Here is a 13,788-nt window from a genome sequence, read left to right as displayed (position 1 = left end):
CAGGCATGAGCAGATTCGAGTACGCACCCGCGCCCGAGTCGCGCGCGATCGTGGACATCAAGTCGTCGTACGGGCTGTTCGTCAACGGCCAGTTCGTCGAGGCGACCGACGGCAAGCCGTTCAAGACCGTTTCGCCGGCCTCCGAGGAGGTCCTGGCCGAGGTCAGCGAGGCCGGTCCCGCCGACGTCGACAAGGCGGTTCGCGCCGCCCGCAAGGCGTTCGACAAGGTCTGGGGCCCGATGAGCGGCAGGGACCGGGCGAAGTACCTGTTCCGGATCGCCCGGCTGATCCAGGAGCGCTCGCGCGAGCTCGCGGTGCTGGAGTCGCTGGACAACGGCAAGCCGATCCGCGAGTCCCGCGACGTCGACATCCCGTTGGTGGCCGCGCACTTCTTCTACTACGCGGGCTGGGCCGACAAGCTCGAGTACGCCGGTGTCGGCGACGACCCGCGGCCGTGGGGCGTTGCCGGTCAGGTGATCCCGTGGAACTTCCCGATGCTGATGCTGGCCTGGAAGATCGCGCCCGCGCTGGCGGCCGGCAACACCGTCGTGCTGAAGCCGGCCGAGACCACACCGCTGACCGCGCTGGCGTTCGCGGAGATCTGTCAGCAGGCCGACCTGCCGCCGGGCGTGGTGAACATCGTCACCGGCGCCGGCCGCACCGGTCAGGCCCTGGTTGAGCACCCGGATGTCGACAAGGTCGCGTTCACCGGCTCCACCGAGGTCGGCCGGGCGATCGCCAAGTCGGTGGCCGGCACGCACAAGGCCGTGACTCTGGAGCTCGGCGGCAAGGCTGCGAACATCGTCTTCGAGGACGCGCCGATCGACCAGACGATCGAGGGCATTGTCAACGGCATCTTCTTCAACCAGGGCCACGTCTGCTGCGCGGGTTCGCGGCTGCTGGTCCAGGAGAGCGTGTACGACGAGGTGCTCGGCCGGCTGAAGTGCCGGATGGAGACGCTGCGGGTCGGCGACCCGCTGGACAAGAACACCGACATCGGCGCGATCAACTCGGCGGCCCAGCTGGCGAAGATCCGCGAACTGTCGCAGATCGGCGAGGACGAGGGCGCCGAGCGCTGGTCGCCGGAGTGCGAGCTGCCGGCCAACGGCTACTGGTTCCCGCCGACGGTGTTCACCGGCGTCTCGCAGGCGCACCGAATCGCCCGCGAGGAGATCTTCGGCCCGGTGCTGTCGGTGCTGACCTTCCGCACCCCGGCCGAGGCGGTCGAGAAGGCGAACAACACCCCGTTCGGGCTGTCCGCCGGGATCTGGACCGAGAAGGGCTCCCGGATCCTCTGGATGGCCAACCAGCTGCGCGCCGGCGTGGTCTGGGCGAACACGTTCAACCGCTTCGACCCGGCGTCGCCGTTCGGCGGCTACAAGGAGTCGGGCTACGGCCGCGAGGGCGGTCGCCACGGTCTGGAGGCCTACCTTGCCCACTGAGACTCAGCGGCTCGAAGTGCGTAAGACCTACAAGCTGTACATCGGCGGCGGCTTCCCGCGCAGCGAATCCGGCCGGTCCTACGTCGTGTCCAATGCCAAGGGCAAGTTCCTCGCCAACGCGTCGCAGGCCTCCCGGAAGGACGCTCGCGACGCCGTGGTGGCGGCCCGCAAGGCGTTCGGCGGCTGGCACGCGCGGACGGCGTACAACCGCGGTCAGGTGCTGTACCGGATCGCCGAGGTGATGGAGGGCCGGCACCAGCAGTTCAGTGCCGAGGTCTCCGCGTCCGAAGGGTTGTCGATCTCCAAGGCCCGCGCGGTCGTGGACGCGGCGATCGACCGCTGGGTCTGGTACGCGGGCTGGGCCGACAAGCTCGCCCAGGTGGTCGGCTCCAGCAACCCGGTGGCCGGGCCGTACTTCGACTTCTCGTTGCCCGAGGCAACCGGCGTGGTCGCGGTGCTCGCGCCGCAGGACTCCAGCCTGCTCGGTCTGACCAGTGTGATCGCGCCCGCGATCGTGTCCGGCAACACGGTCGTCGCGGTCTCGTCGTTCGAGCGGCCGCTGCCGGCCGTGACGCTGGGCGAGGTGATGGCGACCTCCGACGTACCGGGCGGCGTGGTCAACATCCTCACCGGGTCGGCGTCCGAGATCGGGCCGTGGCTGGCGTCGCACCAGGACGTGAACGCGATCGACCTGTGCGGCATCGAGTCCGAGGACGAGGCCCGCGACCTGGAGATCGCCGCGGCCGGCAACCTCAAGCGGGTACGCCGTCCCGCCGAGGAGGACTGGACCGCGGACCAGGGCCTGTCGCGCCTCACGCAGTACCTCGAGCTGAAGACCGTCTGGCACCCGATCGGAGTCTGAGTGCTGAAGCGTGGTGACCGGGTCGCGATCGTCTCGCCGTCCGGAGGGTTGCCGGAGATCTTCCCGGGTCCGTTCGAACTCGGTCTGCGCCGGATGCGGGAGGACTTCGGGCTCGACCCAGTCGAGTACCCGACCACCCGGAAGCTGCGGACCTCCCCCGCGGAGCGCGCCGCCGACCTGCACGCGGCCTGGTCGGACCCGTCGATCCGTGCGGTCTTCGCATCGATCGGCGGCTCCGACCAGCTCACCGTGCTGAAGCATCTGGACCCGGCGGTCTTCGCGGCCGATCCCAAGCCGTTCTTCGGCTACAGCGACAACACCAACCTGCTGAACTTCCTGTATTCGCTGGGCCTGCCGGGCTACTACGGCGGCAGCGTCATGGTGCAGTTCGGCCGCGGCGGCGCGATGCACCCGGACACCGAACGGGCGTTGCGTGCGGCGATCTTCGGCGGCGGCGAGTTCGAGCTGACACCTGCCGCGGGCTGGACCGACGTCGACCACGACTGGAGTGTCCCGGCGAACCTCGAGACCGAGCCGCCGTTGTTCCCCGGCACCGGCTGGACCTGGAGCGGCACGCGCGAGGTGACCGGGAAGCTCTGGGGCGGCTGCATCGAGATTCTCGACTGGCAACTCGCCGCGAACCGCTGGATGCTGCCCACCGAGTCGTACGGCGGGGTGCTGTTCGGTGAGACCAGCGAGGAGCTGCCGTCGTCGGAGCACGTCTACTGGATGCTCCGCAACCTCGGCGAGCGCGGCCTGCTGGAACGCTTCGACGCGGTGCTCTGGGGGCGCCCGAAATCCCGGGCGCTGGATCGGACGATGACGCCGGAGCAGTCGGTCGCGTACGTCGCCGACCAGTACATCGCCGTCGACCGCGCACTCGCGGAGTACAACCCGGACGCGGTGGTCGTGAAGGGCCTCGACATCGGTCACACCGACCCGATGCTCGTCCTCCCGTACGGCGGACCCGTGCGCGTCGACCCGGCCGCGCAGCGGATCACGGTCACCTACTGACTACCGCACTGCTGTGCGGGTCAGAGCCGGGTTCGGGTCCGGGTAGCAGGCGACCGGTGCGGATGTGGTGACGAACTTCCACTTGATCTTGGCCTGCAAGGTGAGGCCGGGATCGTCGTAGCTGGTTCCCTTGAGCTTGGTCTCGATGGTGGTGCCGGCGCGGCCGGATTTCAGGCGGACGCTCAGCGCCGGGAGTTCGTAGCTCGCGCCGCCCGGGATCGGACCGGCGACCTTGACGACCGCGGTGTTTCCCTCGAGCTGCACAGTGGGAGTGGAGTTGAGGCCGGAGCCGCCGGTGAGGCGGGCGCTGAGGTAGGACGAGTTCGCCGGCACCGGGATGCGCAGCACGAGGTCGCGGACCTCCTTCAGCTTGAAGCCCTTCACCTCGCTCGGGAGCGTGCCGGGTTGCAGGTGGACGGCGACGGTGAAGCGCGAGTTGGCAGGGACGACGGCCGGCGCCAGTGCGTCGACGGCCTGCCGCAGCGAGACGGTGTGCCGGCCGAACTTGGTATCGGCGCGACAGGCATAAGTGGCGACAGGCGGCGCTGCCGGGGTCAACAAGGCAAGAGTCACCGCAATACTGCAGTAAGTAGCCATACGACTACTCTATGCAGTCACATCCCGAAGAGGAACCATCCGCCGACGCCTGCCGCGACGAACACCACGGGCAGCGCGAGGAGGAACCACGCGCGCCGCCGGCGCCGTCGCCGGACCGGCGGGTCGGCCGCGACGGTCGTATCGGTCGTGTCGATGGCGTCGTCGGTGATCGTGGTCCGCTCGGAGGCCCGCAACGGCGCCTCCTGCTCCAGCCGGTACGCCTCCGCCTCCAGGCGCTCGGCCAGCGTGTCCGCGCGCTCCCAGCGGTCCGTCACGCGGTAGGCCAGCGTCCGCGCGAAAATGTCGTCGAGCTGCCCGACCGACTCGTGCAGCATCGGGCGCAGGCTCGGCGGCGGCAGGTCCGGGTCACGGTTCAGCACGTCGCCGATCGAGCCGGCGGAGTACGGCGGATGGCCGGTGACCAGTGCGTACGTGACCGCGCCGACCGCGTAGATGTCCGCGCGCTCGTCGAATCCGCCGTCACCGCGGCCCTGCTCGGGCGCCATGTACGACGGGGTACCGACGGCCTGGGTGAGTCCGGACGCCTCGGCGGCCCGTTTCGCCAGGCCCAGGTCGGCGAGCACGATCCGGTGCGTGCCGCCGCCGGACTCGTCACCCGGCCGGAGCAGCAGGTTCGCCGGGGTGACGTCGCGGTGCACGACCCCCTCACTGTGCAATGCGGCCACCGCGCGCGCCAGGTCCGCGCCCCACCAGAGCGCGTCCACCGCGTCGAGCGGCCCGCGCTTCAGGACATCCCCGATGGTGCCGCCGCCGACGTAGTCCATCACGAAGTACGGACGGCCGTCCGGCAGCTTGCCGAGGTCGAACACCCGGACCACGCGGTCGCTGGAGATCCGCCGCATCAGCCGCGCCTCGGACAGGAAGCGCTCGCGGACGTCGGCGCGCGACGCCCAGTTGTCCGCGAGCACCTTGACGGCGACGTCGACGTCCAGGTCGTCGTCGTAACCGCGCCAGACGGTGGCGAACGCGCCCGCGCCGATCTTGTCCCGTAACCGGTACCGCCCGATGACATCCATCCCGGCTATTGTCGGCTACAAACCAGTTCAAGAGGGGGAGCATGACGGTATTAATGCCACGCCTCCGGCGCGGCGGGTCATGGGGCTGGAACTCCCGGTCTTCCCTCGTCGCTCCGGTCGCTTCGCTCCCTGCGCTCCTCAGTCCAGACCGGGAGGCCCCATGACCGAGGAGTTGGAAGAACTCGCGGCTCGGGCTGCGGCCGGGGACCAGACGGTGCTTCCACAACTTCTTCAGGCCATCCGGCCGCAGGTGCAGCGCCGGGTGGCCAAGTTCCTGCCGTACCGGGAGGACGCCGAGGAGGCGGTCCAGGACACCCTGCTGCAGGTCGCGAACAAGGTGCACACCTTCAAGGGCACCGGCAGCTTCGCGGGCTGGGTGACGATCGTGGCCACCAACCAGGCGCGGCAGACCTACCGGTCGCTGAAGCGCCGCTCGGTCGAGCAGTCCGCCGAGGTGCTGCCGGAATCGGTCGACCCGCGAACCACCTCCGTCATCGCCGGTTCGCGGCTCGACCTCCTCGAGGCGCTGGAGGCCCTCGAGTCGAGTCACCCGCAGCTCGTCCAGCCGCTCGTCCTGCGCGACCTCGGCGCGCTGTCGTACGCCGAGATCGCCGATGAGCTGGACGTTCCGCTCGGCACCGTGAAGGCCCGGATCCACCAGGCCCGCAAGGCCGTCGCGGAACGTCTCACCGTCCGCTGACTCAGCCGAAGGTACGCCGTACCTCGACGGCGCGGCGCAGGTCGTCGAGGAAGTCCGCGGTCTGACGGCGGATGCCGGACACCACGGCCTCGTCCGCGATCAGGGCCTCGGCCGGCGCGATCAGCTCCGGGTCGACGCTGAAGCGCGGCGCGACGCGGTGAGCGGTGAGCCCGAGGACCATGCCGGACCGGATCTCGCCGGTGTGCGCGATGTCGGTGAAGTAGCGGCGCTCGTACGGCGCTGTCGCGGCGGCCTGGATCGGGTGCCAGAAACCCTCCGCCGCGGCGAGGAGTTCCTTCACGCCGACGGTCGGGTCGGTCATGATCCGAGTCCAGGCCGCCTCCTTGCCGTCGGGCAGCGCGGCGCGGCAGCGGGCCGCCTGGTTCACGCCTTCGGTGGAGCGGTCGCGTGCCAGTTCGGCGTCGATCTCCGCGGCGCCGTACGCCCCGAGCCGCACCAGCCGCAGGACGATCGCCCAGCGCAGGTCCGCGTCGATCTCCAACCCGTCCGGGCCGGCGGTGCCCTGCAACCAGGAGGTCAGCAGGCCGGCGTCGTCCGTGCTCGCGATCAGGCCCCGCACGGTCACCAGTTGCAGGCTGCTCCCCGGCGCGGTCCGCGCCAGCTTGTCGCGCAACGCGTCGGCCGCCACGCCGTGGTACTCGTCGTAGTCCAGGTACCGCCCGAGCAGCCGGTTCTCGAGCCACTGCACGAGAGATCCGACCGCGATATCGCTCGTCTCCTGCGGAAGCACCGCCACGAACAACTCGAGCGCCCGCCGCGGATCCAGCTCCGCATCCGCGACCGAGTCCCGCACCGAGTTCCACACCACCGCCCGCGTGGTCCCGTCGCCGATCGTCGGCAGCACCACCGGCAGATTGGCCAGACTGGTCGCGTCGAGCCGGATCTTCGCCCAGGTGTCGTCCTCGGCGTCCGGCACGACCACGGCGGCATCGTTGCCTATCGCAACTTCGACCGAGTCCTGGTCGAGAACCACGTCGACCGGGGTCCCCGATCCGTCCGCGGCGTACCCGCCGACGCTCAGCTTGTGCAACCGCCGCGACTCGTCCGGGCTCGAACGGTGCAGTACGGCCCCGGCCGCCGTCCGCTCGGCGGAAATCGTGTCCAGCCCGGACGTCCGCAACCATTGGCCGGACCAAGCATCCAGGTCGCGCGCTCCCGCCTCGGTGAGCTTGTCGATGAACTCGGCCAGATCCGCGTTCCCGTACTCGTGCGCCTCCAGATGCGCGTTCACCCCCTTGAGGAACACGTCGTCACCCAGGTATTTGGCGAGCTGCTTCAGCACCGCCGCGCCCTTCGCGTAGGAGATCCCGTCGAAGTCGTCGAGCGACTGCCGCGCATCCTTCAGACTGTCCGGCGCCACGGGATGGGTGGAGCTGGTCTGGTCCGTGTGCAGCCCCCACCACTTCCGCACGAACGCGAAGTCGGTCCAGTTGCCGGCGTAGCTGGTCGCGTCCTCCGACACCCGGTGCGCCATGTACTCGGCGAACGACTCGTTCAGCCACATGTCGTTCCACCACTTCATCGTGACCAGGTCGCCGAACCACATGTGCGCCATCTCGTGCACGACGATCCGGGCCCGGGTACTGCGCTCCGCCTCGGTCGCCTGCCCGCGGTACACCAGGCCGTCCGCGAACGTCACGCACCCGGGGTTCTCCATCGCGCCGAGGTTGAAGTCCGGCACGAACGCCTGCCAGTACTCGCCGAACGGGTACCGCTGCCGGAACAGCCGGTGATACTCGTCGAACGCCTCGCGCGTCGTCCGGAACAGGTCCTCCGCGTCGCGCTCGAGGTGCTCCTTCAACGACTGCCGGCAGGCGAGGCCGAGCGGGATCCCGTCGTGCTCGGAGCGGATCTGGTGGTACGGCCCGGCCACGACCGTGACGAAGTACGTCGACAGCGGCTTGGTCTCGGCGAGCGCCCACTCGCCGGGCGCGGTGCGGGTGGCGGCGCCGTTCCCGAGGACCACCCAGTCCTCGGGGCACTTCACGGTCACGGTGTACGGCGCTTTGAGGTCGGGCTGGTCGAAGCACGGGAAGTACCGCGGCGCGGACTCGAGTGAGGACATGCCGTACGTGTAGACGCGGCCGTCCGCGGCATCGACGGACCGGACGAGGCCCTCGCCGTCGGCGGAGTACTTCATCTCGGCGGTGACCACGAGCTCGTTCTCCGCCCGGAGATCGCTCAACGGATACCGGCCGCCGTCCAGCAGCAGCGGGTCCAGGACCTGCCCGTTGAGCTCGACGCCGAGCAGCCGCTCGGGTTTCACGTCCACCCAGCTGCCGGCGCTCGTCGCCCCGAACCGGATCCGGCTGGTCGTCACGAACGTGTCCCCGGCACCGGTCAGGTCGAACGCGATCTCGTACGACCGTAGGGCAAGGTCTGCCGCCCGTTGCCGGGCCTCTTCAACTGTCAGCGCGCGCATGCACAGCACGCTATCCCGCCGCGCCGGTCGCCTTCCGCCGCGCGGTGTCTGCTGCCAGCGAAGCGACCGCGCGGATCTGCTCGTCCGTCGCCCGCTCCAGCAGTCCCGAGAGCAGTTCGGCGTCGTCGGGCTCGGCCAACGTCGTCAGGACATTCAGGGCGCTCAGGTGGTCGAAGCCGGCCTTGATGTCCTCGCTCGCCTCCACCGGCGGCCGGGACAGGATCTCGAGCGCCACCTGGCGGACGTCGCCGGCCAGCGGTTCGAGCGGGTTGCCGCCGCTCAACCGCGTGTACGCCGCGGCCACCTGGTACATGTTCAGCGCCCGGCAGACGGTCGGCACGTTGGGGCTGTGCAGCAACGCGTCGAACGCCTGCAGGGGGATGCCGACCTCGTCCGCGCTCATGCCTGAAGGCTAGTCGGCGGGCTCGGGCGAGAAGAACCGCAGTACCTTCTCGCCGGCGTCCGGGCCGGTCAGCAGCTCGGCGGCCGCCGCCGAGCGGCGGGCGGTCTCGGCGGCGCGAGCGAACATGGCCGGCTCGTACTCGTCGAGCGCCGCCTCCACGTCACCTGGGTGCGCCGCGATGGCCCGGGCGAGTTCGGCGCCGTCGAGCATGGCGTGATTCGCCCCCTCGCCGACCGGTGGCATCAGATGGGCGGCGTCACCGAGCAGCGTGACGCCTGGCCGGCGCGGCCACGTCAGACCGATCGGCAGGACGGACAGCGGACGCACCACGAACGGCTCGTCGCACGCAGCGAGCAGTCGCTGGAACTGCGGCGCCCAACCGTCGAGCAGTTCGCCGACCGCGGGCGGATCGAAGTCGGGCGGGCCCTGCAGCGAGACCCCGACCGTGATGGTGCCGTTCCCGTTGCGTTGCGCGGCCAGCCGCCGATCCGGCCCGAAGGCCCAGAAGTTGCCCCGGCCGACCATGGCCGCCAGCTCGGGCTGGGTGCGGTCGGCGTCGTGGATCGCGCTCAGGATCGAGATGCTGCCGGTGTGCTCGGGCCGGACGTCGGTCAGCAGCGGGCGGACACGCGAGTTGGCGCCGTCGGCACCGACGAGCAGGTCGCAGGTCGCCGTACTGCCGTCGGCGAAGTGCAGGGTGTGGCCGTCGGCGTACTGGAACGCGCTCCCCCAGCGGACGGTGTCCGCCGGCAGCGATCGCAGCAGCAGATCCCGCAGGTCGGCACGGTCGATCTCCGGCCGCGCCATCGGCGCGTCGTCGGGGGTGTCTTCCTGGAGCAGCAGGGCACCCGTGAAGTCGAACATGCGCATGTCCTGCCCCTCGCGGCGGGCGTGGCGCAAGAACTCCTGCTCCAAACCGGCCGCGCGCAGGGCGGCCTGGCCGGTGTCGGTATGCAGGTCGAGCATGCTGCCCTGGTCGCGGGCGTCGCGCGAGGCGTCCCGCTCGTACACCACGGCTGCGACGCCGTGGACGTGCAGCACCCGGGCGAGCGTGAGCCCACCAGGACCCCCGCCGATGATCGCGATCATGCTTCTCCTCTCGATACGCCGTATGAGTCGATACACTGTATCGGCAGGGGCAGTGTATCGTTCACCGGGTGCCGAACGAATCCGTGATCTGGGAACGGCCGGAGCCTCCCGAGCGACAGGCCCCGAGCCCGCTCAGCCGGGAGCGGATCGTCCGCGCCGCCATCACGCTCGCGGACGCGGACGGCCTGGACGCCGTATCGCTGCGGAAGGTCGCCGCCGCGCTCGACGCCGGCCCGATGCGCCTGTACCGGTACGTCGACACCAAGGACGAGCTGCTCGCGCTGATGGCCGACGCGGTGTACGCCGAGATCCCGGCGCCCACCGGATCGACAGCGGGCGACGTCCTGCGCTCGATCGCCCACGGGGTCCGCGACGCCGCCCTACGGCATGAGTGGTTCGCAGACCTGCACGGCGGCCGGCCACACCTCGGTCCGGCAACCCTGGCCCACGCCGAGGCGTGCCATGCCGCGCTGCACGCATCCGGCGTGGACGACCTCGACGCCAGGGCCGGCGCGATGGAGACGCTGAGCGTCTACCTGGTCGGCGCCGTCCGCAAGGAAGTCGCGGAGCGTCGCGCCGAGCGGGCGAGCGGGCTGGACAAAGAGCAATGGCAGCACACGTTCGGGCCGTACCTCCAGCGGATGCTTGCCACCGGCCACTATCCGCGGCTGGGCGAGTCGGTGCGCGGCGCCCGGCACCTGACCGCGTCCGAGGTGTTCGAGCTCGGCCTGGACTACCTCGTCGAAGGCATGGCGTCGCGCTAGCCGTCGGCCGCCGCGTGCAGGTGGGACGCGAGCAGGTGGGTGGCTTCCGGTGCGTCGGCGGCGTAGCACAGCAGATGGGCCCGGCGTGACCAGGAATCCTGGAGCGGGCAGACTTCCGCGGCGGCCGTGGCGTTCACGGCTCGGCGCGGTACGACGGCGAGGCCGGCGCCGGCGGTGGCGAGCGTGATCAAGGCGTGCAGGGTCGGCACCAGCGTGCGGTAGCGCGGGGCCGGCGCGTGCGGGCCGAGGCGGTCGTCCATCCACTGGCTGAGCGGCGAGTGCCGGTCGAGACCGACGAGGGGATGCTCGGCCACCTCGGCGTACGCGATCGAGGCCCGGCCGGCGAGGATGCCGCCGGCCTGCCCGATCACCACCAGCGAGTCGTCGGCCAGCGGTTCGGTCCGGAGCTGGGTCGGCTCGTCGTCGAGGATCACGCCGAGATCCGCCTCACCGGCCGCGAGCAGCCGGACGCTGCGGATCGTCCGGCGCTCGCTCACGTTCACGTCGTACTCCGGATGGTCGCGGAGGAACGTGGCCAGTGCGAGCGGGACCAGCTGGTGCATCGCAGACCCGCCCGCAACCAGGCGGATCGGCGCCGCGCGCGACCCGGCGTACGACGCGACCGCGCCGTCCAGCCGGATCGTCTCGGCGAGCACCTCACGGGCGTGCCGGGCGAGCGTGGCGCCGGCGGGCGTGAGCCGGACGCCGCGTCGCTCGCGCACCAGCAGCGGTACGCCGGCCTGCGCTTCGAGTGCTCTGACCCGCGCACTGGCCGAAGGCAGACTGAGGTGCATCAGCCGCGCGCCGCCGGTGATCGAGCCTTCCGCCGCGACGTGGGTGAACAGCCGGAGATCGTCCAGGTCGTACCGCATGTCATTAGCCTACGTCTCAGGCTAAGGCTGGCTATGGGGATCGCGCATTGTGGAGTGCGCGCCGGACCCGGATCCTCGAAGGGTGCTGCTGATCCTCCTGGCCGGTGTCGCCGCCGGCGCGCTCAATGCCGTCGGCGGCGGCGGGAGCTTCGTGTTCGCGGCCGACGTACTCGCGCAGCCGCTGCACCTGGTCGCCCTGCTGGCGGGTGCGGTGCTCGGCCGGTACGGCGGAGCGCATGTCGTCCGGCGGCTGCCACCGACGATGCTCCGCGGGCTGGTCCTCGGTACGGCGGTCCTGATGACCGGTCTGTTCTTCGTCCGGGCGTTCGGATGAATCGTGCGCAGCTGGCCATGGCGTACCAGGCCTGCGAGGTCGCGGACCTGGCGGCCGCGGCGGTCGGGCTGGACGATCCGGTGGAGGCGGCGGCCCAGGCGGCGCGGGTCCTCGCGGCTGCTCGGCAGCTGGTCGCCGCCGCGGACCGGCTCGGCTCGTGCGAGCCGCCCGCGGATCCGCTGCAACGCTTCGCCTACGAGCACCCGGAGGAAGCCGCCGGGGACGTGGCCGACTGGGTCAGGCGCCGCCTGTAGACCGGCGACCGCTCGGCGACTGATGCGGGAGTTGCTCGCGCTCCTTGCGCAGATACAGGCCCGCTGCGGTCGACACGCTGGTGAGCAGCCAGACCGCGACCCCCGCGTCGTCGGTGACACCAATGATCGGCAGCAGGTCCGGCAGGATGTCGATGGGCGACACCAGATACACGAGCGCGAGCACCCACAGGAACGTCCGGCTCTTCGGCAGATCGGCGTACGTCCCCCGGCGGACGTCCCGGAGCAGCCGCGGCAGCGCCTTCGCCCGGTCGAACACAGTGCCGACCGGGACCGGCTCGCCGTTCGCGATCTTCCGCCGCCGGACAGCGCGCCGGCGCAGCACGCCCAGCGCACCGACCACGGCACCGATGACGAGCAGCCCGATCCCGACCGCGACGGCGGGCAGCCCGACGACGTCATCGTCGCGGACCAGCAACGTCAGCAGCCCGATCAGCCCGAGCACCGCACCGAAGTACACCATCAGCCCACTGTAGACGTCAGCGCGTGACGGACTACTGGTTGTAGGGCTGGGAGAGCAGCGGGCGGGTGTTGCCGAGGACCTGGGCGTAGTTGGCTCGGATCGCGGGCGCGTCGACGGTGATCGCGGGCTCGGGTTTGCCGACCGGAACCTGCCAGGTGGGCGGGGTGGCCGCGCCGGACAGGGCCCACGCCGCCTGCCGGGCGGCGCCGAGGGCGACGTACTCGGCCGGCTCCGGGAGGACGACCTCCGCGCCGAGCAGGGCCGGGGCGAGAGCCTGTACGGCGCGGGAGCGGGCGCCGCCGCCGAGGAGCAGGACGCGCTGCACCGGGAGGCCCTGGTCGCGGAGCGCGTCGACGGCGTCGGCGAGACCGCACAGCAGGCCCTCGACCGCGGCGCGGGCCATCGTCGCGGGCTGCATGGTCGCCCGGGTGAGGCCGTAGATCAGGCCGGTCGAGTGCGGCAGGTCCGGCGTCCGTTCGCCGTCCAGGAACGGCAGCAGGACCAGTCCGTCGCTGCCCGGCGAGCTGATCGCGGCCTCGTCGAAGGCCGGCAGCTCCAGGCCGAGCATCTGGGCGGTCGCGGACATCACGCGGGCCGCGTTGAGCGTGCAGACCAGCGGCAGGTACTCACCGGTAGCGTCCGCGAAGCCGGCCACGAGACCGGTCGGGTCCGCGGTCGGGTGGGCGGAGCGCGCGAACGCCGTGCCGCTGGTGCCGAGGGAGACCGCGACGTCGCCGGGCTGGAGGTCCAGGCCGAGCGCGGCCGCAGCGTTGTCACCGGTGCCGGCCGCGATCGCCGCACCGAAGGCCGTCTGCCCGACGATCTCCGCCGGGCCCGCCACGCGCGGAAGAGCCAGTTGGCGACCGAAGGCGAGCTCGACCAGATCGGTCCGGTAACTGTTGGTGGTCGGCGACCACCAACCGGTCCCGGAAGCATCCCCACGGTCCGTGGTGATCCCGTCGATCCCGGACCGGTCCGCCGCCAGCCGGTGCGTCATCCAGTCGTGCGGCAGCACGACCGCAGCAGCCCGCCGCACGGCCTCGCGCCGCAGAGCAGCATCCGCGCCGGCCTCGCGGGCGGCTTCGTCTCTGAGCCAGCGCAGTTTGGTGACGGTGAAAGACGGGACCGGGACGGAGCCGACGGCCTCGGCCCACGCCTGGGCGCCGCCGAGCTCGGCGATCAGTTCCGTGGTGGCGTCGGCGGAGCTGGTGTCGTTCCACAGGACGGCCGGGTGGACGACCTCACCGGCTTCGTCGAGCAGGACCATGCCGTGCTGCTGGCCGCCGATCGCGATCGCCTCGACCCCGTCGAGCAGCCCGTCGGACGCGATCTCCCACGCGTTCCACCACTCGGCCGGGTCGACCTGGGTGGCGTCCGGGTGCGGCGCCCGCCCCTCGCGGACGACCTCTCCGGTCTCGGCGTCGCACACCAGAACCTTGGTGGCCTGGGTGGAGCAGTCCACCCCGGCCACCAGCCTCAGCTCAGTCATGGATCAC

Annotated in this window: 15 protein-coding genes; 7 read left to right on the top strand and 8 right to left on the bottom strand. The window is 71.1% G+C overall.

What is annotated here, in order from left to right; genetic code table 11:
- Window positions 1-5: 5 nt before the first annotated feature.
- The 3 genes from ACWEOO_RS24895 to ACWEOO_RS24885 are packed head-to-tail and all read left to right on the top strand — an operon-like array spanning window position 6 to window position 3,318.
- Window positions 6-1,442 (top strand): aldehyde dehydrogenase family protein, encoded by a 1,437-nt coding sequence (locus ACWEOO_RS24895; RefSeq protein ID WP_452145042.1) that lies wholly within the window; start codon window positions 6-8, stop codon window positions 1,440-1,442.
- The gene (locus ACWEOO_RS24890; protein ID WP_452145041.1) at window positions 1,432-2,304 is read left to right on the top strand and encodes an aldehyde dehydrogenase family protein; all 873 of its coding nucleotides are present in this window, start codon (window positions 1,432-1,434) and stop codon (window positions 2,302-2,304) included. Before ACWEOO_RS24895 ends, ACWEOO_RS24890 begins: the two co-directional genes overlap by 11 nt.
- Window positions 2,305-3,318 (top strand): S66 family peptidase, encoded by a 1,014-nt coding sequence (locus ACWEOO_RS24885; RefSeq protein WP_452145040.1) that lies wholly within the window; start codon window positions 2,305-2,307, stop codon window positions 3,316-3,318.
- On the opposite strand, the gene ACWEOO_RS24880 is transcribed toward ACWEOO_RS24885, so the two are convergent.
- Entirely contained in the window at window positions 3,319-3,915 is a 597-nt protein-coding gene (locus ACWEOO_RS24880; RefSeq protein ID WP_452145039.1) for a hypothetical protein, read from the bottom strand.
- 17 nt (window positions 3,916-3,932) lie between these two features.
- Complete coding sequence (locus tag ACWEOO_RS24875) at window positions 3,933-4,952, bottom strand: serine/threonine-protein kinase (protein ID WP_452145038.1); 1,020 nt, start codon at window positions 4,950-4,952, stop codon at window positions 3,933-3,935.
- A gap of 160 nt (window positions 4,953-5,112) precedes the next feature.
- On the opposite strand from ACWEOO_RS24875, the gene ACWEOO_RS24870 reads away from it, so the two are divergent.
- The gene (locus ACWEOO_RS24870) at window positions 5,113-5,652 is read left to right on the top strand and encodes an RNA polymerase sigma factor (protein ID WP_359941710.1); all 540 of its coding nucleotides are present in this window, start codon (window positions 5,113-5,115) and stop codon (window positions 5,650-5,652) included.
- A gap of 1 nt (window position 5,653) precedes the next feature.
- Here ACWEOO_RS24870 and pepN read toward each other — a convergent pair whose 3' ends face one another.
- The 3 genes from pepN to ACWEOO_RS24855 are packed head-to-tail and all read right to left on the bottom strand — an operon-like array spanning window position 5,654 to window position 9,587.
- Window positions 5,654-8,095, bottom strand: coding sequence for an aminopeptidase N (gene pepN, locus ACWEOO_RS24865; protein ID WP_452145037.1), 2,442 nt, complete (start codon window positions 8,093-8,095; stop codon window positions 5,654-5,656).
- Between the two features lie 10 nt (window positions 8,096-8,105).
- On the bottom strand, window positions 8,106-8,498 hold the full coding sequence (locus ACWEOO_RS24860) for a hypothetical protein (protein WP_452145036.1): 393 nt from the start codon (window positions 8,496-8,498) through the stop codon (window positions 8,106-8,108).
- 9 nt (window positions 8,499-8,507) lie between these two features.
- The gene (locus ACWEOO_RS24855) at window positions 8,508-9,587 is read right to left on the bottom strand and encodes an FAD-dependent oxidoreductase (protein ID WP_452145035.1); all 1,080 of its coding nucleotides are present in this window, start codon (window positions 9,585-9,587) and stop codon (window positions 8,508-8,510) included.
- Window positions 9,588-9,655: 68 nt separating this feature from the next.
- Between ACWEOO_RS24855 and ACWEOO_RS24850 the strand changes: the two genes are divergently transcribed.
- On the top strand, window positions 9,656-10,351 hold the full coding sequence (locus ACWEOO_RS24850; RefSeq protein ID WP_452145034.1) for a TetR/AcrR family transcriptional regulator C-terminal domain-containing protein: 696 nt from the start codon (window positions 9,656-9,658) through the stop codon (window positions 10,349-10,351).
- On the opposite strand, the gene ACWEOO_RS24845 is transcribed toward ACWEOO_RS24850, so the two are convergent.
- Complete coding sequence (locus ACWEOO_RS24845) at window positions 10,348-11,223, bottom strand: LysR family transcriptional regulator (protein ID WP_452145033.1); 876 nt, start codon at window positions 11,221-11,223, stop codon at window positions 10,348-10,350. The genes ACWEOO_RS24850 and ACWEOO_RS24845 overlap by 4 nt on opposite strands.
- Window positions 11,224-11,305: 82 nt before the next feature.
- Here ACWEOO_RS24845 and ACWEOO_RS24840 point away from each other — a divergent pair, with 82 nt between their 5' ends.
- Together ACWEOO_RS24840 and ACWEOO_RS24835 are read left to right on the top strand one after the other, a co-directional pair.
- Window positions 11,306-11,557: a hypothetical protein gene (locus ACWEOO_RS24840; protein WP_452145032.1), complete on the top strand. Its 252-nt coding sequence runs from the start codon at window positions 11,306-11,308 to the stop codon at window positions 11,555-11,557.
- Window positions 11,554-11,811 carry a hypothetical protein gene (locus tag ACWEOO_RS24835; RefSeq protein WP_452145031.1) on the top strand — a complete coding sequence of 86 codons (258 nt, stop codon included), beginning with the start codon at window positions 11,554-11,556 and terminating at the stop codon, window positions 11,809-11,811. Before ACWEOO_RS24840 ends, ACWEOO_RS24835 begins: the two co-directional genes overlap by 4 nt.
- On the opposite strand, the gene ACWEOO_RS24830 is transcribed toward ACWEOO_RS24835, so the two are convergent.
- Together ACWEOO_RS24830 and xylB are read right to left on the bottom strand one after the other, a co-directional pair.
- Window positions 11,795-12,292, bottom strand: a complete 498-nt coding sequence (locus tag ACWEOO_RS24830) for a YkvA family protein (RefSeq protein ID WP_452145030.1) — start codon at window positions 12,290-12,292, stop codon at window positions 11,795-11,797. The two genes, ACWEOO_RS24835 and ACWEOO_RS24830, sit on opposite strands and share 17 nt — an antisense overlap.
- Before the next feature lie 31 nt (window positions 12,293-12,323).
- Window positions 12,324-13,781 (bottom strand): xylulokinase, encoded by a 1,458-nt coding sequence (xylB, locus tag ACWEOO_RS24825; protein ID WP_452145029.1) that lies wholly within the window; start codon window positions 13,779-13,781, stop codon window positions 12,324-12,326.
- Between the last annotated feature and the right edge of the window lie 7 nt (window positions 13,782-13,788).

The sequence above is a fragment of the Kribbella sp. NPDC004138 genome, from assembly GCF_053603655.1.
Note: the sequence above shows the minus strand (reverse complement) of the source record. Positions and strands in the feature narration are given on the sequence as shown.

Coding starts and splice junctions, on each gene's coding strand:
- ACWEOO_RS24895 (WP_452145042.1), top strand. CDS start 6: ATGAGCAGATTCGAGTACGCACCCGCGCCCGAGTCGCGCGCGATCGTG.
- ACWEOO_RS24880 (WP_452145039.1), bottom strand. CDS start 3,915: ATGGCTACTTACTGCAGTATTGCGGTGACTCTTGCCTTGTTGACCCCG.
- ACWEOO_RS24875 (WP_452145038.1), bottom strand. CDS start 4,952: ATGGATGTCATCGGGCGGTACCGGTTACGGGACAAGATCGGCGCGGGC.
- ACWEOO_RS24870 (WP_359941710.1), top strand. CDS start 5,113: ATGACCGAGGAGTTGGAAGAACTCGCGGCTCGGGCTGCGGCCGGGGAC.
- pepN (WP_452145037.1), bottom strand. CDS start 8,095: ATGCGCGCGCTGACAGTTGAAGAGGCCCGGCAACGGGCGGCAGACCTT.
- ACWEOO_RS24860 (WP_452145036.1), bottom strand. CDS start 8,498: ATGAGCGCGGACGAGGTCGGCATCCCCCTGCAGGCGTTCGACGCGTTG.
- ACWEOO_RS24855 (WP_452145035.1), bottom strand. CDS start 9,587: ATGATCGCGATCATCGGCGGGGGTCCTGGTGGGCTCACGCTCGCCCGG.
- ACWEOO_RS24845 (WP_452145033.1), bottom strand. CDS start 11,223: ATGCGGTACGACCTGGACGATCTCCGGCTGTTCACCCACGTCGCGGCG.
- ACWEOO_RS24835 (WP_452145031.1), top strand. CDS start 11,554: ATGAATCGTGCGCAGCTGGCCATGGCGTACCAGGCCTGCGAGGTCGCG.
- ACWEOO_RS24830 (WP_452145030.1), bottom strand. CDS start 12,292: ATGGTGTACTTCGGTGCGGTGCTCGGGCTGATCGGGCTGCTGACGTTG.
- xylB (WP_452145029.1), bottom strand. CDS start 13,781: ATGACTGAGCTGAGGCTGGTGGCCGGGGTGGACTGCTCCACCCAGGCC.